The following is a 24,309-nucleotide window of genomic DNA, read 5'->3' as shown; positions in this document are numbered from 1 at the left end:
CAGTGCTCCCACTGGCCCTGCTCGGCACGATGGTCGGTCTTTCCTGGTGGGAAGACTGGTTGTTCCCGCCGAAGGAGCCCGAACGGACCGCCGGAGAGCCGACGCACGCGGTGGTCGCGGCCCAGCTCCCGGACACCGGCCCCCCGCACCCCTGGAGCACGCCGCCGGCGCGAGAAACGGCTCCACCCGCCGTACCGGTGCACCGCGCCGTATCCGCCAACGACCCGGAGGACAGAAGGAAGCATGAACTGTTACGACTGTCATCAACAGGGCACGATCACCCCGGCCGTCGCCTCCTGCCGCAACTGCGGCGTTGGACTCTGCCCCGATCACGTCAAGGTCACCGCCCAGGAGATCCACCGGCACGAAGGCATGGGCCTGGCCACCCTCAAGCAACCGGCCCGTCGCCTCACCTGCTTCACCTGCCACGACGCTGAGCACCAGCTCTGACGAGCGCCCTTCCGGTGCGGGGCCCGGCCGGACCCGCGGGCCCGGCGCACCGGCTGGGGCACGGTCACCGAAGGCGACCGCTCCAACCGGTTCGACCGGTTCGACGGCGTGACACCATCCCGGCCCGCGCGGGCCGCTCGGCGGCGCGAGGGAGGCTCGCCACAACAGCATTCCGATGGCGGACCGCCAGCCGACACGCCCTGCCGAGCCCCCTCACGGCTCAGTACCCGACCCACGGCTCAGTACCCGACACCGGGCGGGTTCCGGTGCCGTGCCAGAGTGCTCCGCATGATCCCCGCACACATCCCCGACGCGCCTCCGCTGACGTACGCCGACAGCTTCGACGTACCGGTCCTGTTCCGTGGCGGGCCCGCGAAGAAGCCCCGGAGGCAGTGGCGGACGGCGCAGCACACGGCGTGGACCGGATCGGACGGATTCCCCGCGGCCGACGGCTGGTACGCGCCGACCACCACATGGCGGGAGATCATCAAGGCGGCCACCGAAGTCGGCCGCGACGTCACCCCGCACCTTCAGAACCAGCCGCGCTACGCCCACGGGGAACTCGTCGCCCGGGTCTCCCCCCTGTACGCCTACCTCGGCGCGCACTCCGTGACGCCCCGATATCCCGTGGACGGCGCGCAGGGCCGGCGCCTGACCTGGAACCCGGTCTACGCGCACGGCACCGAGCGCAGCGCCAAGGTCGCCGCCGGGTACCGGCTGGGCATGACGATGACCGAGTGGGCCTGCCGCTCCCTGCTGGGCCTCGGCCAGACCGAGCACCTCGAACTCGGTGGTCCCGTCCCCGCCCTGTTCCCTGCGTTCAAGGACCCGAAGAAGAAGCTGCCCGACCTGTGGGGGCACCACGGCACGGAGCAGTTGTATTGGCTGATCGAGGCCAAGGGCGGCGACGTGGGGCTCAGGAAGCTCCGCGAGGGCTGGGAGCAGCTCGCGGCCGGCAGCAAGGTCCTCGGTGCGTACGCGCACCGCACCGTCCTGGTCGGGGCATCGGTGCGGTTCGAGGACGACCTGTTCCTCACGATCGACCACGCCCTGCACCCGGGCAGGCCGCCGCTCGCCCCGGCGGGGTCCGGTACGGACGACGAGGCAGTGGGCCCGGGCAGTCCTGAGGACCGTCTCGGCGACAGCGACGACGCGCTCATCGCCGCGGCACGCGCTCAGATGCTGGCCTATCTGGCTCTGCGCTCGGCACCCGCAGGGCGGCTGCGCACGGTCCCCGTCGCCGCCGACCGTGCCTCCCGCCGCCGGCGCTCGGGGCTGACCAGCCCGCTGGAGGACGACGACCTCACCCTCGCGCTGCGGGCCGACGCCCGCGGAGCGGCGTCCGACGCCGACCAGCACACCGTGCGGGCCGGCATCCGCGCCATGGGGCTCGACGACTTCCTCAGCTGCCGCATCCCCGGTACGGAGGTGCACCTCGGCATGTCCCGGAAGCTGTTCGCCGCCTGCGAGCGCCTTCATGAAGAGGACCTCGCCATCGCCCGACGCACCCCGGGACTGCGCGCCGAGGACCAGCCGCCCGTCGATCTGGAACTCAGCGACGAGGCGCAGGAGGAGCAGCGACTCACCTATCGGCGCATCTTCCGCGAACAGCAGGAGGAGGCGCGCCCGCGGCTGCGCCCTCTGCTCCGCCACGCCTACGAGCGTGCCGCGTCGAGCGATTGGAGCGACCTCCTCCGCCGCCCCCAGGAGCCGCGCCTCGACCTGCGGAGAGACGAGAGCCTCCTCGAAGCGGCGACGCCGGAGACCTACGTGGCTGTCAGCCGGCACGACCTGCCCGTCGCCCACGCCTAGACCCGGTGCTCTCGGTGGGGCTGTCGGCGCGCGGGGCCGCACGGTTGCGCGCTATCACGTCCGCCCCTTCCCCCTCAGTCCCGCCGGACGTCGCCGATCTCCTCCACCCGCCCGGAGGACGAATCTCCACCACACGCCAGGCACTTGGGGCGCTGGGAAGCTCAACGGCGTATCGATGCCCTGCTGTCAGCAACGTGCCAGCATCGGCCCCATCCCCATCCCCATCCCGTCCCCGTCTCCGGCGGTGCGGGGACGGGGCGGGCCGGCCTGGTGGTCAGGTGTTCCTGGACGGTTTGGGCAGGGTGAACATGAGGCCCCACATCGCGGTCAGGGCGGCGATGACGTACCAGATGCTTCCGGCGAAGGCGTCGGCCACGGTGGCGCCGTGGCTGCCTGCGGGGGCGTGGTCGAAGAAGACGAACGACGCGGCGGCGAGGCCGAGTGTGGTGCCCAGTTGCATGGCGGTGTTGAACAGTCCGGCGGCGGATCCGGCGTCGTCGTCGCGGACCTGGCCGAGGGTGAGCCCGGACAGCTGGGCGCCGATCGCGCCCAGGCCGACCCCGACGAGGAGCATCGGCGCGGCGGCGGCCGCGAAGGGCAGCTCGGCGCCCTGGCGGGTGATCAGCAGCTGGTAGCCGCCCAGGGTGAGGGCGATCAGGACGGCACCGGCCTGGGGGACGCGTCGCTGATGACGGACGGCCCACCTGGAGGCGAGCATGGCGCCGGCCACGCCGCCGACGGAGATGGCGATGTTGGCCGGTGCGAACTGCCACGGGGTGAGGCCGAGGCCGTCCTGCATGAACAGGACCCAGGTCAGCAGGAACAGGCCGAGCATCAGCCCGAAGACCAGTTGCGCCGCCAGCCCACCGGTGAACGCCCGGTTCCTGAACAGCGAGAGAGCGACGAGCGCCGAACCGCCGCGAGCGGACTTCGCGCGCTGGTGCACCACGAAGACGCCCAGGAGCAGCGCTCCCGCGGCCGCCATGAGCAGACTCCAGACGGGCCAGTGCTGCTCGCCGCCCACGGTGAGCGGGTAGGTGATCAGCAGCATCGCGGCAGCCGAGAGTACGACGCCGACCAGGTCGAGGCGCTGAGCCCGCGGTGCGTGGGACTCCGGGAGGAACCGGCGGCCGAGTACCAGGGTGGCCAGGCCGATGGGCAGGTTGATCAGGAAGATCATCTGCCAGCCGAGGCCGCCGATGTCGGCGGCGGTGAGCAGGGCCCCGAGCGCGGGGCCGAGGATTCCGCCCAGCGACATGACGACCCCGTACAGGCCGAACGCCCGGGCCCGCGACGGGCCGTCGAAGGTGACGGCGAGGGTGGCGAGGACCTGCGGCACCATCACCGCCGCGCCGGCACCCTGCACGACGCGCGCCGCCACCAGCAGGCCCGGGCCGGTGGCGATCCCGCACAGCAGGGACGCCAGGGTGAAGACGGCGGTGCCGGTGAGGAAGACGCGTTTACGGCCGAACAGGTCGCCGAGGCGTCCGCCGGTGATCAGGCCGAGGGCGAAGGCGAGCGCGTAGCCGGCCGGGATCCACTGCATCGCGGCGCTGGAGGCGCCGGTGTCCTGCTGGATCAGAGGGAGCGCGGTGTAGACGATGGAGGCGTCGAGCGCGTTCATCAGCTCGGCGATCAGCACCACGGCCAGGATGATCGTGCTGCTGCGGCCACGGACGGCCGGGCGGGGGGTGCGGGTGAACATGGTGTGCTTCCTGTTCGCGTGCGGCGGTCGGGGACGGGCCCGGGCAGGCCACTGTCCGCGCGCGGCGCGACAGGAGGAAACGGTGATCGATGCAACGGGCCCAGGCCGTGAGGGCGCCGCCGTCGAGGCATGCGGCAGCGGTCCGCGGCTGGCGGACGGCTGGAAGAGAGCCTCTGGACGAGCGGCTACTGGGCCTGGCGGATCGGAGTCACCTCGGTCGGGAATGATCGACAACTCAGAAAGGGTAAAGGGAATCTCGGGGTCCACGCAAAGGGCTTTGGTCCTCTACGACAGTCCCGGTACGGCTGGGACCGACCGACTCGCCTGCGCGCCCGGCAGCGGTTGTGCGTAGACGACACGTCCGCGGGATCACACCTGCCACCAAGGACGACAGGACACCCCCGCGCCGTACGCGCAAGCCGGCACATGCCGGCACATGAGCGACGTACCACCAGGCCGCCGCCGGCCAGTTCTACGAACGCCGCACGGTTGGAACTGGGGACCGGTGAAACAGGGCATCGAGTCCCTGCTGTCGGCCGGTGACCTGACCTGCGTCCGCCGCACCACCCGCTGGGAACGCCACTACGACCTACCCGTGCGCCGTGTCGCCGACGAGGAGCGCCTGACCTTGCCGCTCGGCCAGGCCGGATGCTCTCAAGGACAAGCACCTGCTCCTGCTCGACGCTGACCGGAACGGGCACGGCGACCGGACGCGGCGCGGAGCCCGCTCGGTGACGACCTTGCCCAGCTCCTTACCCGGCGGAGACGGTGACGCTGGCCCCCGGCGGCGCCGTCCTCTTGGTCCCATTCCCCTCGCTCACGCAGGGAGACCTTGCAGTGAGGAGACGCGCGGAGCACTCATCGGGCTGCCTCTCGCACTCGCGGGGTACGCGCACGCGCCGACGACGCTCGAGGTAGGGGTTAAGTACGTTGTGGGCCCCTTGCCCGAGTTGGCGAAAGTGAGGGAATATCAGGTCAGCGGTTCGTGAACCCGCAGTTCACGCAGCCTGCTCCCCGCGTGCGCGGGGGGTCCCGCACAACCCGATTCGGCGCCCTGTCGGGCCGCCTGCTCCCCGCGTGCGCGGGGACAGGCACGGCACCACCAGCCGCCCGAGGCGGCCCGATGCACGCGCAACGCCCGAGCGCCCAGGCCGGACGTGGCCCGCTGCCGGACCTCGGCGCACATGCCGCCGCAGTCGCTCGCCCGCCGACCGGACGCGGCGGCGCTCTCGGCCGGTGGCGGGCGAGGCAGGCGTCACGGCCGGCTGGAGAATGACCCTCTCGCTTTCGAACGCGGGATCGGTGGCCGCCGCCCCGGGACCGGGATACACGGGGTCGGGATACACGGCGAGCGGCGGCTACTTCAGATGCTCGACCGTGGCACCGGGAAGGTCCGAGACGAACCCGTAGCCGAACGGGACGGGTACGCGGTACCACTTCTTGGTGTCCGGCGTCTCGATCCGGATCTCGCTCTTGTACATGTCGGTCTTGGCGGGCACGCACGGGCCGGAGTCGGGGTCGCAGTACCAGGGGCGGTCGTAGGCGGTGTCGGGCTTCCTCTTGAAGTCGTCGTTCAGGAGGTAGTTGTAGTCGATCTTGACGATGGCGGGCTTGTTCTTCCCGATGGTGAGGCGTTCGTTGTCGCGCAGGTGACAGGTGATGGACTGGCCGTTGGCGTAGTTGGTGGCGTCCCGCATGCGGCAGTCGGCGTTGCGCTCGACGCCGTCCTGCCAGGACTTGAAGGTGACGCTGTTCACGAGGCCCTGGAGACCGTGCAGGTCGATGTCGGTCACCGTGTAGTCCACGGGGTTCTTTCCCTCGTCCATCGCCTTGGACCAGCGCGAGTCGAGGACCAGTTTGGCGTGGGCCCAGAGGTGGTCCTCCTTGGTGTACTTCGTCTTGGTGAACTGGGTGAGCTGGACCGCGTACCTCTTCTTCTCGGCCCTGTCCCCGGTGTCGCTCGTGCCCGCGTGGGACTCCCAGCCGATGCTCGCCCCCTTGGCGAAGAGCTCGGCGGGATTGCCGGGCGGCTCCAGGCGCCAGTCGCGGGAGCCGGAGCAGAGCCAGCCGAAGATCTTCTTGCCCAGTTCGTAGACGAGGAGAGAGGCGGCGATGGCGACGCCCGCGGGGGCGCACACGGTAGCGATCATGGTGCCGGCCAGGGAGATCACGGCGACGATGCCTGCCTCCACGTCTCCGTCGCCGACGGCGCTGGCGAGCGAGAAGGCGTCGCCGAGCAGCGGCATCGAGCCGACCACCACCTTGCCGAAGTCCTCGACGGTGCTGGAGGTGAGTCCGTCGTGGGCGGTACTGATCTTGCCGACCTCGTCGGTGAAGTCGGAGATCCGATCCGCGTACCGCTGGTTCGCGAGGGCCCGGACCGCCTTGTTCTTGCTCGCCTTGGCCACCTTGACGGTGGCGCCGACCAGGGTGCCCGGCGCGCGCACGGACCGGTCGTTGCCGGTTCCGTTGACACCTTCCACCAGGTCCGGGTGGTCCTTGACGGTGCGGCCGAGGTCCGCGGTGAGCTTCTCGACGTCGGGGAGGAGGTCGTCGACGTCGTCTTCGGTCATCGTGCAGGCCGCCGCATCGGACTTCTTCTCGATGCAGTGCTCTTCCAGGGCCTGGTGCCACACCTCGACCGGCAGGTCGTCCCAGATCCCGAGCTGCTGGGCGGCCAGGTTGTCGGCCGGTGGCTCGTACGCGTGCGCGGTCCGTGGGTGGTCGGCGGGTGTCGTCGCGGACGACGGCGCGATCTGCATCAGCAGAGCGAGGGCGACGGCCGAGCAGACCGAGGCCAGGATTCTTGTCCTCATGCAACAAAGGGTAGACACAGAGTGATGGATATTTACTCTCCGTGATGCAAATGGGGTGCGGGGAGAGAACCGGGCGGCTTGGCGACGCGACGACCTTGCGGGGGCGGCGACGGCCGAGGCGGGCGATCGCGCCGTCGCCCCCCCTCACGGCTCACGCCATGAGCGATTCGGGCACCGCCGCTCGCGACCACGCATCCTCTGTTCCGACCGTCCCGGCGCGGTATTTCGGCGCGATCTCGGTCAGCGTGATCGCGAGGTCGCCGCATGCCGAACACCGTCGAAATCACGCAATGTACGTAAAACTTGCGGTAGGGCAACGGTTGGCGACGATGGAAGAGTTGCGCGAACGGTGGCACACCTTTCGCCGCGTGACGCACACGGACCATGCTCTGCGGTCCGCTTCCCCATCCTTGATCCGGAGGCGTGTGAGATGTCGACTCTGCCCGATCCCGTCACCCCCTACCTCGAGCCCGCCGCCCGTGAGCTGGCCGAGGCGACCGACCCCCACCCGCGGATCTACGAGGTTCCGCCGGAGCAGGGCCGCGACATCCTCGCGGGCCTACAGAGCGGCGAGGGCGTGGACCGCCCCGAGGTGGACGAGGAGTGGGTGGACGTCGATGCCGGTGAATGGGGCACGGTCCGTACCCGCATCATCAAGCCGAAGGGCGCGACGGGACCGCTGCCCGTCGTCGTGTACATCCACGGCGCCGGCTGGGTGTTCGGTGACGACAAGACCCACGACCGCCTCTTCCGGGAACTGGTCGTCGGAGCGGGCGCGGCCGGGGTCTTCCCGGTGTACGACCGGGCGCCCGAGGCCAAGTACCCCACGCAGGTCGAGCAGAACTACGCCGTGGGCCAGTGGGTCCTGAAGAACGGCGCCGACCACGGCCTGGACACCTCCCGGGTCGCGGTGACGGGCGAGTCCGTCGGCGGCTGCATGTCGGCGGTGTTCGCGCTGATGAACAAGGAGCGCGACAACGGCATCGACCTGAAGGCACAGGTCCTGCTGTACCCGGTGACGAACGCCGACTTCGACACGCCGTCCTACCTCCAGTTCGCCGAGGGCTACTACCTCACCCGCGACGGCATGAAGTGGTTCTGGGACGCCTACACCACCGACCCGGACGAGCGGAAGCAGCACTACGCCTCCCCGCTCCGATCCAGCCTCGACCAGCTCAAGGGGCTGCCGACCACGCTGGTCATCACCGACGAGGCCGACGTCCTGCGCGACGAGGGCGAGATGTACGCCAACAAGCTCCGCGAGGCCGGCGTCGACGTCACATCGGTCCGGGTCGCGGGCATGGTCCATGACTTCCTGCTCCTGGACAGCCTGCGTAACACCCGCGCCGCCAACGTCGCCCGCCACCTCGCCATCGACGCCCTGCACAAGGCGCTGCACGACAGCTGAGCCGTCCGGCGGCGCCGGTCGGACCGGAACCGACCGACGCCGCCGCCGCGACGCGGGATCTCGTCGTCCTGCGCGGCGACCAGCTAGGAGACGGCACCGTGGCTGGCGCTGGTGACGATCCGCACCGCGCGTGGACCCGGGGCTGACGGCCGACGACGGCACCACGTGAGACGCCGTCTTAGCGGTTTCTTCGGTGGAGGCTGTCACTCAGCGTCGGTTGAGTGTTGTGCATGGAGATCGAATTGAAGGAAGCGCGGTCCTGGACCGCCCCGTGGCGCGCGTCCTGCTCGATGCGCAGGCCCTCCGCGTTCTCCGTCCGGCTGTGATTCCGCCGCGACAGTTTGACGATCAAGAGCACTGCCAGCACGGCAAGTCCGCCGAGAAAAACTCCCACCGTTCCCATGAATCAATACTTGTATAGGGGTCCGTCACCCTTGATCAAGACCATGGGGTCGGGCCCGTGACATCCCGTCAGGACGGTTCCCCCGCGGCTTCAGGGGCACGTTCGGCAACTCCGGGGCGGGCAGCGGGTCCCCGCTGTACCCCTCCACCACACCGAACCGCCGCCCCTCCGTCCAGTCCCGCCGGGCCTGGACGATCTCCTCCGTCGACCACGCGATGAAGTTCCACCACATGCTGAGCGCCCGGGATATTTTACCAGGTCAACGGCACATGGATGCCCTGACGGTCAGCAAAGTGTCAGCATCGGTCGTGCAGGAGTAGGTCGCCGTGAGTTCCCGATCGTTGGTTCGTGAGATGGGGTCGTCCTTCAGGGAGCGCGGGCATCCGCGACCCTGGCGGGCAGTATGCCCGTACCCGTACACCACAATGCCGGTCGACCAGCGGGGTATGGGTGGGCAAGTTGGGGTTCACTGCGCGAGGCAGGACGGTCATGCCCTCGACCAGGGTCCACAATTGCCGAAGTTGCCACCACGCGGCCAGACGACCGGGCAACGGACAGCCACCTGAGGCGCGATGGGGTCCCAGGATTCTGCCGCCGCCCGTTGATCACCCGGATCCGGGGTATCGGAGGTGGCCGACGCCGCGCATCGCCGGGGGATGCCTCAGAAACTCGCTGCGGAGCCTGCCGCTGGTGAAGGGCAAGCATCGCGGCATGAGGCGGGCGGGCGGGCAACATAGCCGAAGACTGCCGGTTAGCCAAACCGGCGATTAGCCAGACCATAACTGTGCCGCGTCCTGCTGACCGCCGAATGCGACCGCGTCGGCAGGGAGGACGCGGGCCGGGACGCCAAGGCGCTCAGCCAGTTCGGAGCACCCACGCGTCGGCGGGGAGGACCCCAAGATCGCCGGTTACGTGGGCGTACAGAGCGGAACACCCCCGCGTCGGCGGGGAGGGCGCCCGGAGCATCGAGTTCAGCACCTCGTGCACCGGAACCCCCCCGCGTCGGCGGGGAGGGCGATGTTGGTGCACCCGGCCGCCTCCAGCTCACCGGAACACCCCCGCGTCGGCGGGGAGGGCTCAGCCCCAGCGCCATGCGCCGCACGACGGTGCGGAACACCCCCGCGTCGGCGGGGAGGGCACGGCCCGCACGTTCGACAGCGCCTTGTCGAACGGAACACCCCCGCGTCGGCGGGGAGGGCTCCGAGTCCGTCGGCGCGGTCAAGTACGACAACGGAACACCCCCGCGTCGGCGGGGAGGGCTAGGAGTAGGGCGTGCCGATGCGGGTGGCGGCCGGAACACCCCCGCGTCGGCGGGGAGGGCCGCCCAGGAGTTGGCTCGGGGCGGCGGCGTCGCGGAACACCCCCGCGTCGGCGGGGAGGGCCCTTCCTGACCTGCCTCTCAAGAAGGGCTTTGCACTTCTTTTGCCGTTGCTAAGCCGGTCATTCGGATCAGCGTTAGGCCGTCGAAGTCAGCCGGGACGCGGCGCCGAGTGCCAGCCGTACGAATGGCATAACCCTGTTCCGTGTCGGCCGGGTGGACGAGTACGGCGGCGCCATCTCCTACGGTGTCGGTGACCGCTCGCCAGAGTTCGTCGCGGACGCGGGCGGAGACGCTGCCGACGAAGATGCCGGGGACGACTTCACTGGTCCATCGGCTGAGGGCCCCGCGCAGATGGTCGGGGACCGCAGTGGTGGCGAGTACCACCATGGACGGCATCAGTCGTCCCTGGCGGCATAGTTGACGCCCGCGGTAATCACGCCTTGTTTGGGATCCCAGAGGTGGACCATCCGAACGTCGCGTCGCTCGGAATGAGCCTCGTCCGTGTCCTCTGCTCCGCCGATGTCGGCTGACTTGTCAGTGGCTTCCGGTGTGAGCAGGTTCTGTACGTCGCGGACGATACGGGGCAGGAGGCGCAGCAGGCGCAGGTCGTCGCGGAAGCGGCGGCGTGCTTCTTGTTCGGGGTTGGTGGAGTCGTTGAGGGCGAAGGCGAGCGGCAGTGTGGTCTCGGCCTTGTAGAGGTCGGCGATGTCATAGACGAAGGCGTGCTGGGTGCCGACATGGACAAAGCCGAGGGCGGGTGACAGGCCGAGGGCGAGAAGCGAGGCGTGGACGATGCCGTAGAGGCAGGTGTTCGCGGCAGACAACGCGAGGTTGACGGGGTCCTGGGAATCCCACTGGTCCGGCCGGTAGTTGCGGCGGAAGCGTCCGATGCCGTGCTGCTGGGCGAGGATCTTGTAAAAGGACTTCATGCGCTGGCCTTCCATACCGCGCAGTTGGTCCAGGGTGACGGTGGCCGGTAGTTCGGCGTCCTGGAAGCGTAGCTTGTACATGCGAACGGCGATATCGAGGCGGCGGTCCGGGTCGGCCCAGCTGGTGACCTGTTGTTCCAGCCAGTGGGTGGTGAGGGAGTCGGGCAGGATGGCGGCGCACGCGCGCACGCCGCCAGCTCCGACGCAGACGACGCTGGTGCCGTGGCGCGCGAGAGTGGTCAGGGCCGGCGTGGTGATGGAGACGCCCGGCCCGAGAAGCAGGCAGGACAGGGCAGCGGTGGGGATGTAGACGAGGTCGGAGCGGTGTGCGTCGACCTGGATCTGTGCGCACACTCCGGTGTCGTCCTGCACGACGCGGACCATGTCCAGGTAGAGGAAGGACAGGGAGTCCGCGACGCGGGGCAGCATGGCCAGAGTGGGGACGGCAAGGCGTCTGCGCGCATCACCACCCCGTCGGGGCGCGCTCACGCGGTGCGCGCCGGCGCAAGAGTGAGGAGTCCCGCACCGTAGGGCTTGCCGCGGCCGATGCCGTTGGTGACGGCCTCGCACAGGGCATCGGGGTCGGTGACGGTGGCGGTGCCGTCGTAGCGGAGCAGAGTGTGCCGCATTTGGGAGGCGTTAGGGCCGCGTGACCGGACGGGTTCGAGACTGGTGGGGGTGAGTACGTGTAGGTCCAGGCCGGCTTCGGCGGCCCGACGGGTCCACCACTGGTCGGCGTCCGGGCCGGCGAGTGGGATGACGCGTCCTCGCTGCCCCTTCTGCTGGAGGGGGAGGCGCTCGCGTTTGCAGGGGTTGACGTCGATGCGGTACCGCACGCCGAGGCCCTTCCTGAGGGCGGTGAACATGGGGGCGAGACTCTTGACTTCAGCGTTGCCGTATCCCCGGGGCAGCCTGGCCGGGTCGAGGCTGGCGGCCTGGACGAGCAGGGTGCTGGAGGTGTCGCTCTCTTCAAGGCGATAGAGCATTCCGGTTTTCTGACGCGGGGCGTCACCGAGGTCGTCCGGGACCAGGCGCATGACGGTGCGGTGCATCTGGGTGGCGTCGCGAAGGTCTCGCTGCACGTCACGGCTGTGGGGGTTGAGGCGGATGCGTGCGATATCCGGGTGGACGTTCATGCGCCTTCCTCGTGGTGTGTGTAGGCGAACAGGCGCTGCATGAGGGCGTTTTGGGGCCCTGCGAGTGAGCGGGCCACAGGCTCCAGGCTCCGATGGAGGCGCCGAGTGGTGTAGCGGCGGCCGTGCTGAGAGAAGCTGACCGGTACGTCGTTCACATCGATGACGTCGACGGGTGTAGGCGCGCTCAGACTGCTGCCCGGTGGTGGCTGCTGTTCGCGGAGGAACTCCACAGCGATCGTGTCGTCTTTCTCGTCACCGCTCGTGTCGTGTGTGGTGGGTTGGCTGAGCGGTACTCGCATGTGGAGTTCTTCGTCGGGGTCCTCGACGTGGTGGCGCAGGAGGAACGGCTCGTCGGGGGCGCACGAGCGGCGGCCCAGGTAGGGCGCCCAGTGCGGCCGGTTCAAGGCGGCCGCAAGGCGTTCTACGGTCTCGTCCGGGGCGGTGACGGCGACGACGAACACCGCGTCGGAGAGGTAGTGGCGGCGGGTGATGACGGCGGCGCCTTTGTTACTGCCCGCGCTGGTGGCAGCGGTGTGTTCCTTGAGGTAGCCACCGCCGACGGTGTGGTAATCGGCAAGCAGGACTCCAGGGCGGTCTACACGTACGGTGAGGTGGAGGTCCTGGTAGCGGGCGGTATCCAGGTCCTCGCGTCCGATACCTTCGGCCGCGGCGAACATCCCGATCAGTGCCGAGCGGGTCGGGAAGCGGGCGGAATCGCGCACGGGGGCGAATGCGGACCGTTCGCCCCAGAACTGCAGGGGTCCGGCCAGGCGCAGCAGGAGGCCGCTCATTCCTGGTCCCCGGCCCCGGGTACGGCGGCTTCGACAGCTGCGTCGATGAGTTCGTCGTAGGAGTCGTGGGCGGCGCCGAGGCTGGCGTGCTGTTCCTGGGGGTCGATGACGGTGTGGCCGTGGAAGCGGCGGTTTCGGTTGCCGGTGAGACGGTTGAGGTTGTCGGCGTAGGTGGCGAGGACCGTGCGGGAAGGTCGGGAGAAGCCGCCTTGCCGGTCGCCGGTGACGGGGGTTTCGAAAGCGGCGGCCAGGGACAGCGGCCGGTGTTCGCGTACGGCGAGGTAGGCCAGGTCGGGGACGGTGTGTGGGGCGGTGCTGTTCTTCTTTGCCTGCGGCAGGGAGAGCAGGAAGTGCTGCGCGAAGGAACTGAGCACGGTTCGGGCGGCCTTGGTGTCGCCTTCCAGGTTCTTGAGCAAGTCGGCGACGTTGACGGTCGCGTACCGGTAGAAGACGCCGGCACTGAATTCGGCGGTGTCCAGATGGCCGCTGCCGGTCTCAGCCTCGCCGAGCCAGTCGTCGACGGCGGTGAAGTAGTCGCGCTGCGGCTCGGCGGCATGGGTGGTGAAGGCGTGGGCGACCTGGGCGGCCCCGTCCACGTTGGCGTCCGGGAGCTCGGCGAGCATGCGACCGAGCAGGCTGATGGAGGCGGTGCGCCGCTTGAGGATCGTCTCGATGCCCTGGGGTGGCAGCACTTGGCCGGGCTTCTTCTTGGGCTGGGCGGCCTCCAGATCTTCGCGATGCTCGGTGCACACAGTGACCAGCTCGTCGATGGCGGCCTCCGGCAGGAACAGCAGGACCGAGGTGTGGCCAGCGGTTTCCGTGCCGATACCCTTCTTCCCGGCGCTGACGGCGACCTGATTTCCGGCGAATGTAGCCAACTCGGCGGGCCAGCCTGCCTTTTCGAGAGCTCGTTGTACCTTGCTGGGCACGAGGCGGGTGCGGGCGGCGCGCTCGCCGAGGTCCTGCTCCACGGCGAGCCGGATCGCCCGCTTCCAGGACTGGCTGGATACCCGGATGCGCGGGGCGTTGCCGTATCGCACCTGCTTGGGGGAGCCCAGGTCGTCCCGGTTCAGATTGGCGGCGGGCACCGACTGCAGGGCGCTGAGGTCCAGGTAGAGCGTCATCGGTTGTTCTCCTCTGCATGGCCGGAGTCGGCGGGGTCGGTGGAGTCGGGGTCGGCCGTCGTGGCGGTGCGGTAGTAGCTCTCGAGCCAGCGGGTGGCGATGCGGTCCTGGCTGCGGTTCCACCAGGCGAGATCGTTGAGAAGGACGGCCCAGTCCAGCGCGATGCCGCCGTTCAGCAGTTGCCGGATGAGGGCGGGGAGCCCCGGGTGGATGGAGTCGCTGCTCTGCCGGGCCATCAGGTGCAGGGTGCTTTCGGCCGAGTTCTCCTTCAGGACGCCCTGGGCGACGGCTTTGCCCAGGCAGGCGCCCAGATTGGGACGCGCGTACCAGGAGAGGGACTGTGTGTCGTTCGGTACTGCGTCGCGTGCGGATCGCGGGCGCGCCGCCATCAGGGAGGCCACGGCGTAGTAGGCCCGTCGCACGTCGGCGTAGTCCTGATCGTCGTTGTCGCGCAGCCATGGCACCAGGTAGCGGTGCATGGGGTTGCAGCGCTCCACCGGGAGGCCGAGGCCCCGGCGCAGTGCGGCACGTGTCTGTGTCGACTCGCACAGGCGGTGCACGTAGGCGACAAACGCATCGGCAGGGCGGGCAGGGGGCTGGTTCGGCGGGGCGGGCGCCGCCGACGGCGCATCGGTCATAGGGGTGTCCGCCAATCGCGCGAGGGAAGGGGTTCGGAGCTGGTGGGGCTGGCAGCAGGTGTGCGGTCGGGCGGAGTCAGCCAGAGGTGTGCGGCCGCAGCAGCGCGAGCAGAAGGCCGCGAGCGCGGTGCCGGGCTCGCGCCACCCGGATGTCGGCTCTGTTGGCCTGGCCGATGGCCTCATCCAGCACGGCGAGGGCCGCGGCGATGAATGGCTTCTCCACCGGGTCGGCTGTATGTCCGGCGCGGGTGAGCTGCCAGAACTTTGCCTCGGCGGACGGCCAGTAGCGGGTCAGCGCGATCGAGGCCCACGGGCCTGGTTTCCGGGCATCCAGTTTGATCTTGGCTTTCGGTGAAGGGTCGGCGTTGGTGTCGGTGGCGAGTTTCCAGGCGATCCGTGCGGCAAGGTCGAGCCGGTCTGCGACCTGCTCAGCGGTCGTGTGACAGCGCTTGATGTGATGCGCCATCGTCGTGTCGTTCTCCTCCTGCCAGTGCAGGACATGCGGCGTCGTGGCCTGGAACCACACACTGTCCTTCTGCTGGCCGTCCTGGTCGAAGCCGTAGGCCCGCACCCGCAGTTGCGGCAGCAGCTGCCGTGGCAGGTGTTCAAGGGCCGGCGGTCGCCGGGAGTCCAGGCGGCCGTCTTTAAGCAGTAGCGAGTCGAGGTCTCGCCACAGCGCCCGCGCCCCGTCGGCCTCCCGGGGCTGGAAATTGCCGTCCTTGCGCCGGTCGAGGATCTGGTAGGGATCTCGCACCTGGCGGGGCGGTTCGTGGGTCGCCCAGGTGAGGTAGGCATCGGTCACCGTGCGACCGTCGTCTGAGGGGATGAGCAGCGCGGCGTGTCGGAATCGGCCGGTCAGCATCCGGCCCGGCCATGTCACCGCCGGCAGCGGTCCTAACGGCGCGTTGAGCTCCTCCTCCCATGGGCAGAAATCCGTCGCGTCCCAGTCCGCCTCGGTCTGCGGGCTGGCCACGGCCAGCACCAGCGTGGTGAACAGGTCAGGTCCCCAGGGGAAGTAGGAGACGGACTTCCGCAGCGGGGCGGCATCGCCGCTGCCCGTACGCTCGTTCGTGATACGTCGAGGCGTGCACTGCCCGGACGGCCCGTAGTACAGCTGTGCGATCAGGTGCCAGGCTGCGTCGGCGGATGGCACCGGTACCGGTGCCGTGTCGGTGAAGTGCCCAAACAGAACTGCCCCGTTGACCCCCGTGGGGCGCCCCATCACGAGCTTGTTGACCCCGGACGGGTTCGGCGCCCCCTTGCTGTCGACGCACTCCACGCGCAGACGTGGATCCTGCAGAAACGGCCGCTCCGGGTCGAACAGGTCGAACCTGCCCTCCAGTTCCGGCCGGCCGAAATACGCATCCACAGCATCCGGCTGGAACCGACCGGCTTTCAGGATCCGCTCGCGCAGCTCGAACCAGTCGTCGATCTCCTCGGCGACGTCCGCGTCGTCCAGACTGACGTCGCTGTCGTGCGCGATCCGTGCGGCCAAGCACGCGAGGATGCGCATCAGACCGGCCGCCGCCGGCGGCACCGGCAGCTCCAGATCCTCGATCTCATGCGCCCGCTTGAACACCTCGCATAACCCGAGGTGCTCTGATTCCCCGGCTCGCAGACGTACCGGAATCCATGGTTCGACCCGCAGGTCAAAACCCCCACCCCTCATGGCCACTCCCCCCGGAGCTCCGCTCTGACATCAACGCATCAGCATTGAAGCAGCCGCCACTGACAGCGGCTCCCCTCAGCGACTACCGCCAGTGCAGCACCTGCCATGCCCTCACGTGGGCCCTCTCGCAGCATGAAGGTTGAAGGGCATGGCCGAACCGCTTCGTTCCTTGCCGGATGCCATCGGGAGCGGTACGACGGACAGGAAGGAAACACCGAAAGCTCACGCCAAATCGTTCAACTCGGGAATATCCGCAGACTCGTTGCTCCGCCCGCCTGCTGGAGGGAGCCCTCGTCCTCGCCGCAGCGGGGGGTGGACCGGTTGAGAGGCATGGGCGTACCGCCGAGGCCGCACCTTCCCCGCCGACGCGGGGGTCGCCCCTGCTTCGCTCACGTGCGGACAAGGCCGAGGTCGTCGTCCAGACGCAGGGATTTACCTCCGACCACGACGGCCTCTGCCCTGCGTGAGCGCACGGGCTGGCGAAGCACTCGCAAGTCGCCGAGCATGGGATGCGTCGCCCACGACGGTGGTGGCGCGATGCTGTCAGGATCCGCCTTTTTGAACCACTCAGCCCGGACCGCAAGGGTGCTGCGCATCACTGCCCGGACGGAGGTCACCGGCATTCTGCCGTCCTCCGCAGCTTCAGGGAGCGGTCGCTCCCCCTCCAGGTCCAACGTCACCTCCCCGCTCTCCTGCAGGTAGGCGCACAGGATGCGAACGGAGTCCGCCCCGAGCCGGGTGGACAACTCCCACTCGTCCTCTTCGCCCGGCAGGTGATGCAGATCGTGCAGCTCACGAACCTGCCGGGCCCGCGGCACCGCCAGAAGACCGGCCATGCTGCGTTCCGCCATCTCCTTGCCCTGATGCACGGTCAAGGCTGCTGCCTCGCTGCCCCCTGGGGCATTCCAGTCGAACTCCTCGCTGTCCCCGTGCACGGACTCGACAAGGCCCTGCACATCACCCGGCAGGGAGATGACCCCGCCCTCCAGACGGGCGAGCATCCGGGAAGTCACCGCGAGGAGATGCTCGGAGTACACCTCTCCCCACTGCGCCGGTATTTTCCCACCCTGCGTAAGCGGATCGAGGACCACCAAGGACGGCCCTTTCGCCCACGACGGCCTCTCTTGTCCGCCGGGATAGCCGTGCCCTCGCCAATGATTCTCGTGCCGCCAGCACCGCCCCGCCCGCTGCAGCAGCAGGGACAAGGGAGCCAGATCGCTGATGACGAGATCCGCATCAAGATCGAGCGACTGCTCGACCACCTGCGTGGCGACCACGATCCGGCGCGACGGACGCGGACCACCGCGCCCCAGTCCCTCGGTGACCTCCCCCGTACGCGCCTCCCGGACATCCCCGGGGAAACGTGCGTGCAGCAACTGCACACTGCCGCCCTGCTCATGGGAGCGTGCATCGAAGCGCTCACGGAGCCTCAGGTAGGTCTCCTGTGCGTCCGCGACGGTGTTGCACACCACAAGGGCCGTGCCGCCCTCCGTCGCGAACAGCGGCTCCACAAGCCGTTCGATCACCAACCCACGGTTGCGGGCGCTGCTGTCGGCGCCGTGAACCACCGGTTTCACGACGACGTTCAGCCGCTGCTGCCGCACCCGTGCCTGCTCACGGCGGCGCCCCTTGGACATCTCCGTTGCCCGGCCGCTCTCCCCGTCCACATACAGCCACCCGGGATACGGAGCCGGGAACGAGCATTGCCGCAGTGCGCTCGACTTATGGCCGGCGCCCTTGAGATACTCCTTGATCAGCCGATCACTGATCGACGACGGCAAGGTCGCGGAGAGCAGGACGACCGGAACACCGTACGTGCCCAGCCAATTGAGCAGCCGGCCCAAAAGCACCTGCATGTACGGGTCGTAGGCATGGGCCTCATCCACGATGAGGGTCTTCCCCGACAGCGCCAGCAGGCGCAGCGCATTGTGACGCACCGGCAGCACCGCCATCAGCGCCTGATCGATCGTGCCCACCGCGAACTGCGCGAGCAACGGCCGCTTCGAACCGCGCAGCCACCGCTGCGGCCGCATGTCAATGTCCTCCCGCCGACCCCGCTCCGCCTCGTCGCCATCACAGGTCAGCACGTTCGTCGCACCGAGATCCTCATCGGCGTAGGCACTGTTCAACCAAGCCATGCTGTGCACCAGAGTCAGCCCGGAGCCCTCACCGGACTGCCGAAGCAACGTCTTCACCACACGCCCGTACATCTGGTCACAGGTGGCCATGGTCGGCAGCAGGAACACATATCCCCGCGTACCGAAGACCTCTGACAGGACACGTTCCGCCTCCAGGGCCGTCTCGCTCTTGCCATCCCCTGGAGCCGCAGTGACGAGAAAGACGCCGCCGCGGCGCCCGGCGCCCACGGCCTTGCGCAGTTCGTCCATCACCGACTGCTGGAGCGGGTTTGGCTCCCCCTGGATGCCATACGCCTGCGCGAACTCCTTGCGCTGCAGCCGGCCGCGGGCTAGCCCCGCCTCAGCCAGCAGACCGGGAGCGCCTTCCTGCGACCGCTCGAAGTGATCGACCAACGAGGACTCCAGCGTCCCAAGTCGTCCCCGTACATAGGCTTCCTGGCTGACCAACCAGTCCGCAAGAATGACGAGCCCTGTCACCAGCACCGCCGCAGGCGCCTTGAAGGTTCCAGACGCCTGCGGAGAGTCCAGTGCCTCGTACACAGCTCCGGCGTGCGCAACGCGTTGCTGCTGCCAAGCGGTCCCGCCGAGAAACGTCGGAGCAACGCCGTCCTCGTGGCGATGGAAGCGTCCGTGATGCCCTCCGACAATCTCGGCCAGCCTCCACGCGAAAGGCAGCTCACGGTCGCTCGCCAATCCCAGAGCCTTTAGTACCTCCCCTACGGCTTGCTGGCCGGCCACGTCGTGCCCAAATCGCTCTGCTCTCATCTGTGCATGGTCTGCACTCAGTTCGGGGGCTAGGAACCGGCTACCGTGCTCGGAACAGAACTGGAACCCCGACAACTTGCCAATGTCGTGCAACCCAGCGCATAGCCCGACGACAGCCCGTGCACGCTCCGGCTCACCCTCCAGCCCCATCCCCTCGGCGATCCGAACGCGCTGGTTCTCCGAGAGATAGCAGTCCCAGAGATGCAACGCCATCGCGGCAGCGTCCAAGAGGTGCCGGACCAAGGGATACGGCACCCCATCCGGAGCCAACCCCCGGGATTTCCCCCACGCCGACTCATCCGGCGTTCCCCACCTCTCGAACACCCCGAACCCCCAGCGCCGATGTGCAGACCAGTCCCCTCGCCCTTCGTTTCGGGCGAGGGACAGCATGCAACCACTCACGACTGACAACACGAAAAGCGTCACGGTGTCGGTAGGCTGACGCCATGGGTCGCCTACGACGCACTCGCGCGCCCCTCACGGCAAAGAAAGCGCAAACCGCCCGCTGAGGCGCAGGTCAGGAAGTGTTCTCCCCGCCGACGCGGGGGTGCTCCGCTCGGCCGGCTGTACGCCGAGGCTGCCCCGTCGTTCTCCCCGCCGACGCGGGGGTGCTCCGTCGGCACAGGAGCAGCTGGCTTCGGCGCAGCAGTTCTCCCCGCCGACGCGGGGGTGCTCCGTGGCAGTCGAGGTCGCCGCACTGGTACGACTCGTTCTCCCCGCCGACGCGGGGGTGCTCCGTCGATCGTCACGACTATGAGACGCCGCCGCTCGTTCTCCCCGCCGACGCGGGGGTGCTCCGACCGCGGAGCCGGCCCACATGGCCCACTGCATGTTCTCCCCGCCGACGCGGGGGTGCTCCGTCTGTGGAGCAGTCGGCGGTGATGACGCTGGCGTTCTCCCCGCCGACGCGGGGGTGCTCCGTCGATGGCCCGCGCGTTCTTCCTCGAACGGCAGTTCTCCCCGCCGACGCGGGGGTGCTCCGCCCGCCGGGTTCAGCCGCGCGAGCTCCAGGGCGTTCTCCCCGCCGACGCGGGGGTGCTCCGTCTCCGGCGAGGGCGATGATGGCGCGGGCTTCGTTCTCCCCGCCGACGCGGGGGTGCTCCGATTGGTGCTGCGTCGTGAGCCAGTGTGGAAGGGTTCTCCCCGCCGACGCGGGGGTGCTCCGGGCGGTCAGGCCCTGGTCCTGGAGCTGAACCGGTTCTCCCCGCCGACGCGGGGGTGCTCCGTCCAGGCGGCCCGCGAGAAGGCCTTCGAGCCGGTTCTCCCCGCCGACGCGGGGGTGCTCCGTCCAGGCGGCCCGCGAGAAGGCCTTCGAGCCGGTTCTCCCCGCCGACGCGGGGGTGCTCCGCCCCGAGCCTGGAGACTCGGGGCTTCCTTCCTGTTCTCCCCGCCGACGCGGGGGGGGGCTCCGTCGCCGCCCTTGGTGCGGACATGGACCTCGGCGTCCTCCCCGCCGACGCGGAGGTGCTCCGCCGCCGCCCTTGGTGCGGACATGGACCTCGGCGTTCTCCCCGCCGACGCGGGGGTGCTCCGCCGCGGTACGAGCCGTTCCCCGGCGCGGACTGGTTCTCCCCGCCGACGCGGGGGTGCTCCGGAACGCTGTGGGCCTCTTCGCCGCCGCCCGGCGTTCTCCCCGCCGACGCGGGGGTGCTCCGTTACGAGGCGTCGGAGTGCACGTCGTCGTCCAGTTCTCCCCGCCGACACGGGGGTGCTCCGCCCTTTGGGCGTTCCAAGTTTGGGAGGCGTACGTCTTCCCCGCCGACGCGGGGTGATTAGGCCCGTACCGATCGTGGAAGTCCGCATCTCCTGTCTTCACCGCAGTCGCGAGGCCGTTCCACCCAGTTCGACCAATTGTCGGAGGTGCCCGAAGAGCTCGTAAAAACGGTCATGATCGACACATAGAGTAGCCAGGCACACCTTCCCGTGCAGCCGGGCCCAACCGCCACTAAAGAGACAGCCCCCTGGGGGGAATCTGGGGAGAATCTCGCCCACCGGGGAGCGTCTGGGGAGTCTCGACCGTACAAGACCACACGAACATGAAAGGCCGGGAAAGACGCGAAACCGCAGGCCGGAACGCCTTTAGCTGGAAACCCGCCTGGTCGGCGCGACGTAGCGGTGAACTTCATGACGAAGTTCATCAAATCACGTCCGCGTGTGTCCGGCTCCGGCGCTGCTCGAGCAGTTGACACTGACCTCAGCACGCTCATTGTTGTCGACCTCCCACAACTACACCCCCAGGCCGCGGTCTTCCAGACGCTACGCGGCTGACTTCCTGCAAGGCCGCCAGCCCTCGGACTGTCGCCGATTCAACGCAGTGCACAGGAGAACGACTGGGCCGGGCAGATATCGCAACCTCGGCACCTGACAGACCATCAATAAAGTCAGCATCAGGTCAGCAATAGGACTGCTAAAGCCGTCCACAGACGGCCACACTCTGGAACAGCGCCCCCCCCCCCTGAGCAACCCCTCCAGCTAGCCTGCCACCACGCGCCGAACGCCGCCGAAGACAGAGGCAGGGCTGACCCTAGGTGCCACCCGCACGCTCACCCAGCAAATACCGTTCACACAGGTCAACGCCTGTTCCCACGCGGCTTCAAGGGAACATTCGGCAGCTCCGGCGCCGGAAGTGGATCCCCGTCGTACCCCTCCACCACACCGAACCGCCGCCCCTCCGTCCAGTCCCGCCGGGCCTGGACGATCTCCTCCGTCGACCGGGCGATGAAGTTCCACCACATGACGATCTCCTCGCCGAACGGCGGACCGCCCAGCAGGACCGCGCGGGCGGGGGCGTCCGTCCCGTTGGTGAGGGAGAGGGTGTCGCGCCCGGGCGCCGCGTACCCCAGCTCGGTCCGTGCGAGCGGCGATCCGTCCAGGTGGACCGTGCCGGCGTCGACCAGGAGGCCGTGCTCGAAGGCGGGGTCGACGGCGAGGGTGATGTGCGCGCGCGGTTCCAGGACGAGTTCGGCCCCGAGGAGCGGGGTGAAGGTGCGCACCGGCGAGACGGAACCGGCCAGTTCGCCCAGGAAGACGCGGACCTGCGCGCCGTCGAGCGCGACCGGCGCGGGCGCGTAGTGCTGGAAGTCGCGGCCCGTGCGCCGGTCCGCGTCCGGCAGCGCCACCCACAGCTGTACGCCGTGCAGCACGGTGGTCGTCGGCGTGGAGACCTCCGTGTGGCTGATCCCGTACCCGCCGGTCATCAGGTTCAGCTCGCCCGGGCGGACCATGGCGTGGCTGCCGAGGCTGTCGCGGTGCTCGATCTCTCCGCTGAACAGCCAGCTCACCGTCTGTAGTCCGGTGTGCGGGTGCGGTGCGACGTCCATGCCGCCGCTGACGCCCACGTCGTCGGGGCCGTAGTGGTCGACGAAGCACCAGGCGCCGATGAGGGTCCGCGCCCGCTGCGGCAGCGTGCGGCGCACCTTCATGGAACGCGGCCCGCCGAGCGGTACGTCCCGTGCCGTCAGGACCTCGACGCCGCTGCTCATGGCACCCACCCACCCCATGTAGGTTAAGATTCAACTATTGAGTGTGATCATACGTCCTCGTCCACGCGGCGCCGACCACGCCCCGCGACCACCCGTGAAGGAGTCAGAGTTGAGCGCCGACCAGCGGGTCTTCGTCGACAAGCAGAGTCCCGACGCGTACCAGGCGCTCGTGCGGGCCGGCGAGGCGGTGCGGGCCACCGCCGCCGAGGCGGGCCTCGACCGCCGGCTCGTCGAGCTCGTCAACCTGCGGGTCTCCCAGCTCAACGGCTGCGCCTACTGCCTGAACGTGCACACCCGCGCGGCCCTGCGCGCGGGCGAGACGACGCAGCGGCTCGGGGTGCTCGCGGCCTGGCGCGACACCGAGGTCTTCACCGGCCGCGAGCGGGCCGCCCTGGGACTGGCGGAGGCGACGACCGCCCCGGCCGACGCCGGGCTCCAGAGCGCCGCGTACGAGGAGGCCCGCCGGCACCTCGGGGACGCGGAGATCTCCGCGGTGATCTGGGTCGCCATCACCATCAACGCCTTCAACCGCGTGTCCGTCCTCAGCAAGCACCCGGTCCGGGCCGGCTAGGGCCCGCCCGGTCAGCGCTTGATGGCGACGCCCGCCAGCAGGCTGATCTGGGCGTCCGTGGGCCCGGTGCCGTCGGCCGGCGCGTCGGGGCGCCAGCGGTGGCAGCACACCAGGCCCGGCTCGATCAGGTCGAGTCCGTCGAAGAACCGCAGGACGTCGGCGTGCGAGCGGAAGTCCACCGGAGAACCCGCCCGCGTGTAGACGTCCGCCACCTTGTTCCAGGTGACGGGGTCGAAGTCGGGCGTGCAGTGGTTCATGGCCAGGGCGCTGCCCGGCGCGAGCGGTTCGAGCAGCCGCCGGACGATCGCGTACGGGTCGCTCGGCCCGGTGATGAAGTGCATCAGCGCGTTCAGGGACAGCGCGACGGGCTGCCCGAAGTCCAGCACCTCCGCCTCCTCCACGGCGCTCATCAGCGCGTCGGCGTCGGTGGCGTCGGCCTCCACGTAGGCCGTGCGGCCCTGGGTGGTGCTGCGCATCAGGCGCTCGGCGTACTTCAGGACCAGCGGGTCGTTGTCCGCGTACACGACGCGGGCGTCGCGCGCGACGGACTGGGCGACCTGGTGCAGATTGGGCTCGGTCGGGATGCCGGTGCCGATGTCCAGCCACTGGCGGATGCCGTGCTCCTGGGCCAGGACCCGGGTGGCGCGGTGCATGAACGCCCGGTTCTCCCGGGCGGTCAGATAGATCCCGGGGTGGGCCTCCGCCGCGACCAGGGCCGCCTTCTCGTCGATCTCGAAGTGGTCCTTGCCGCCCAGGAAGTAGTCGTACATCCGGGCCGAGTGCGGCCTGCTCGTGTCGAGGTCGCGGCCGGCCTGCCTGGTGCTCATGTTCGCCCTTTCCTGCGTGTGTGTGTCGGCCCGCGGGCCCGGAACGGGGGACCGCTGTCGTCCCCGCCGTGCGCCGCCGGTCAGCCGGCGGCCAGATGATCGGCCAGGCCCTCCTTGACCCCGCGGACGAACGCGGCGATCTCCTCCGGCGCGTAGATCAGCGCCGGCCCGGCCGGGTCGGTCGACTGCCGCACGGCGACGCGGCCGTCGGCGAGCCGCTTGGTCTCGACGCACTGCCCGCCGTTCGGCCCGCTCCAGGGACGCTCCCATCCCTGTTCGCCGAGATCGCCGGCCGGCATCCCGTTGTACACGTCCTCGCCGGTG

General features: G+C 69.4%; 17 protein-coding genes, 1 pseudogene and 2 CRISPR repeat arrays. Of the genes and pseudogenes, 4 read left to right on the top strand and 14 right to left on the bottom strand.

The genetic code is table 11. From position 1 onward, the window contains the following. Positions 1–243 precede the first annotated feature (243 nt). Both ACIP5K_RS15415 and ACIP5K_RS15410 read left to right on the top strand, forming a co-directional pair. Positions 244–450 (top strand): DUF2180 family protein, encoded by a 207-nt coding sequence (locus tag ACIP5K_RS15415; protein ID WP_401409624.1) that lies wholly within the window; start codon positions 244–246, stop codon positions 448–450. Positions 451–738: 288 nt separating this feature from the next. Next, positions 739–2,262 carry a gamma-glutamyltransferase gene (locus ACIP5K_RS15410; RefSeq protein WP_401409623.1) on the top strand — a complete coding sequence of 508 codons (1,524 nt, stop codon included), beginning with the start codon at positions 739–741 and terminating at the stop codon, positions 2,260–2,262. 274 nt (positions 2,263–2,536) lie between these two features. On the opposite strand, the gene ACIP5K_RS15405 is transcribed toward ACIP5K_RS15410, so the two are convergent. Both ACIP5K_RS15405 and ACIP5K_RS15400 read right to left on the bottom strand, forming a co-directional pair. Beyond that, a complete protein-coding gene (locus ACIP5K_RS15405; protein ID WP_401409621.1) occupies positions 2,537–3,967 on the bottom strand; it encodes an MFS transporter in 1,431 nt (476 codons plus the stop codon). A gap of 1,358 nt (positions 3,968–5,325) precedes the next feature. Further along, positions 5,326–6,783, bottom strand: a complete 1,458-nt coding sequence (locus ACIP5K_RS15400) for a hypothetical protein (RefSeq protein WP_401409619.1) — start codon at positions 6,781–6,783, stop codon at positions 5,326–5,328. Between the two features lie 430 nt (positions 6,784–7,213). Here ACIP5K_RS15400 and ACIP5K_RS15395 point away from each other — a divergent pair, with 430 nt between their 5' ends. Further along, positions 7,214–8,191: an alpha/beta hydrolase gene (locus ACIP5K_RS15395; RefSeq protein ID WP_401409618.1), complete on the top strand. Its 978-nt coding sequence runs from the start codon at positions 7,214–7,216 to the stop codon at positions 8,189–8,191. A 428-nt stretch (positions 8,192–8,619) separates the two neighbouring features. On the opposite strand, the pseudogene ACIP5K_RS15390 reads toward ACIP5K_RS15395, so the two are convergent. From ACIP5K_RS15390 to ACIP5K_RS15345, 10 genes and pseudogenes are all read right to left on the bottom strand, one after another. Continuing rightward, positions 8,620–8,826 (bottom strand): annotated as a pseudogene (locus ACIP5K_RS15390) (hypothetical protein); the annotation flags it as partial. Positions 8,827–9,398: 572 nt separating this feature from the next. Further along, positions 9,399–9,976: a CRISPR direct-repeat array (repeat unit 29 nt; unit sequence CGGAACACCCCCGCGTCGGCGGGGAGGGC). 17 nt (positions 9,977–9,993) lie between these two features. Next, positions 9,994–10,311 carry a type I-E CRISPR-associated endoribonuclease Cas2e gene (gene cas2e / locus ACIP5K_RS15385; protein ID WP_401409617.1) on the bottom strand — a complete coding sequence of 106 codons (318 nt, stop codon included), beginning with the start codon at positions 10,309–10,311 and terminating at the stop codon, positions 9,994–9,996. Beyond that, on the bottom strand, positions 10,311–11,273 hold the full coding sequence (gene cas1e, locus ACIP5K_RS15380) for a type I-E CRISPR-associated endonuclease Cas1e (RefSeq protein ID WP_401409615.1): 963 nt from the start codon (positions 11,271–11,273) through the stop codon (positions 10,311–10,313). The genes cas2e and cas1e overlap by 1 nt, the downstream gene beginning before the upstream one ends. 56 nt (positions 11,274–11,329) lie before the next feature. Beyond that, positions 11,330–11,980: a type I-E CRISPR-associated protein Cas6/Cse3/CasE gene (gene cas6e / locus ACIP5K_RS15375; RefSeq protein ID WP_401409613.1), complete on the bottom strand. Its 651-nt coding sequence runs from the start codon at positions 11,978–11,980 to the stop codon at positions 11,330–11,332. Beyond that, entirely contained in the window at positions 11,977–12,771 is a 795-nt protein-coding gene (cas5e, locus tag ACIP5K_RS15370; RefSeq protein WP_401409611.1) for a type I-E CRISPR-associated protein Cas5/CasD, read from the bottom strand. Before cas5e ends, cas6e begins: the two co-directional genes overlap by 4 nt. Then, positions 12,768–13,895 (bottom strand): type I-E CRISPR-associated protein Cas7/Cse4/CasC, encoded by a 1,128-nt coding sequence (gene cas7e, locus ACIP5K_RS15365; protein WP_401409609.1) that lies wholly within the window; start codon positions 13,893–13,895, stop codon positions 12,768–12,770. The genes cas5e and cas7e overlap by 4 nt, the downstream gene beginning before the upstream one ends. Then, the gene (casB, locus tag ACIP5K_RS15360; RefSeq protein WP_401409608.1) at positions 13,892–14,455 is read right to left on the bottom strand and encodes a type I-E CRISPR-associated protein Cse2/CasB; all 564 of its coding nucleotides are present in this window, start codon (positions 14,453–14,455) and stop codon (positions 13,892–13,894) included. Before casB ends, cas7e begins: the two co-directional genes overlap by 4 nt. A gap of 154 nt (positions 14,456–14,609) precedes the next feature. Continuing rightward, entirely contained in the window at positions 14,610–16,202 is a 1,593-nt protein-coding gene (gene casA / locus ACIP5K_RS15355) for a type I-E CRISPR-associated protein Cse1/CasA (RefSeq protein ID WP_401409606.1), read from the bottom strand. A 389-nt stretch (positions 16,203–16,591) separates the two neighbouring features. After that, positions 16,592–19,429, bottom strand: coding sequence for a CRISPR-associated helicase Cas3' (gene cas3 / locus ACIP5K_RS15350; protein WP_401410209.1), 2,838 nt, complete (start codon positions 19,427–19,429; stop codon positions 16,592–16,594). Between the two features lie 202 nt (positions 19,430–19,631). Beyond that, positions 19,632–20,882: direct repeats of the CRISPR family, unit length 29 nt; unit sequence GTTCTCCCCGCCGACGCGGGGGTGCTCCG. Between the two features lie 793 nt (positions 20,883–21,675). Then, positions 21,676–22,587, bottom strand: a complete 912-nt coding sequence (locus ACIP5K_RS15345) for a pirin family protein (RefSeq protein ID WP_401409605.1) — start codon at positions 22,585–22,587, stop codon at positions 21,676–21,678. 109 nt (positions 22,588–22,696) lie between these two features. On the opposite strand from ACIP5K_RS15345, the gene ACIP5K_RS15340 reads away from it, so the two are divergent. Beyond that, entirely contained in the window at positions 22,697–23,158 is a 462-nt protein-coding gene (locus ACIP5K_RS15340; RefSeq protein ID WP_401409603.1) for a carboxymuconolactone decarboxylase family protein, read from the top strand. Positions 23,159–23,169: 11 nt separating this feature from the next. Here the strand turns inward: ACIP5K_RS15340 and ACIP5K_RS15335 are convergent, their stop codons facing one another. Continuing rightward, the gene (locus ACIP5K_RS15335; protein ID WP_401409601.1) at positions 23,170–23,985 is read right to left on the bottom strand and encodes an SAM-dependent methyltransferase; all 816 of its coding nucleotides are present in this window, start codon (positions 23,983–23,985) and stop codon (positions 23,170–23,172) included. Positions 23,986–24,065: 80 nt separating this feature from the next. Further along, positions 24,066–24,284, bottom strand: a complete 219-nt coding sequence (locus tag ACIP5K_RS15330; protein WP_401410207.1) for a DUF397 domain-containing protein — start codon at positions 24,282–24,284, stop codon at positions 24,066–24,068. Between the last annotated feature and the right edge of the window lie 25 nt (positions 24,285–24,309).

The organism is Streptomyces sp. NPDC088785 (genome assembly GCF_044750685.1).
GTDB lineage: Bacteria > Actinomycetota > Actinomycetes > Streptomycetales > Streptomycetaceae > Streptomyces.
This window is presented reverse-complemented; position numbering and strand designations above follow the sequence as displayed.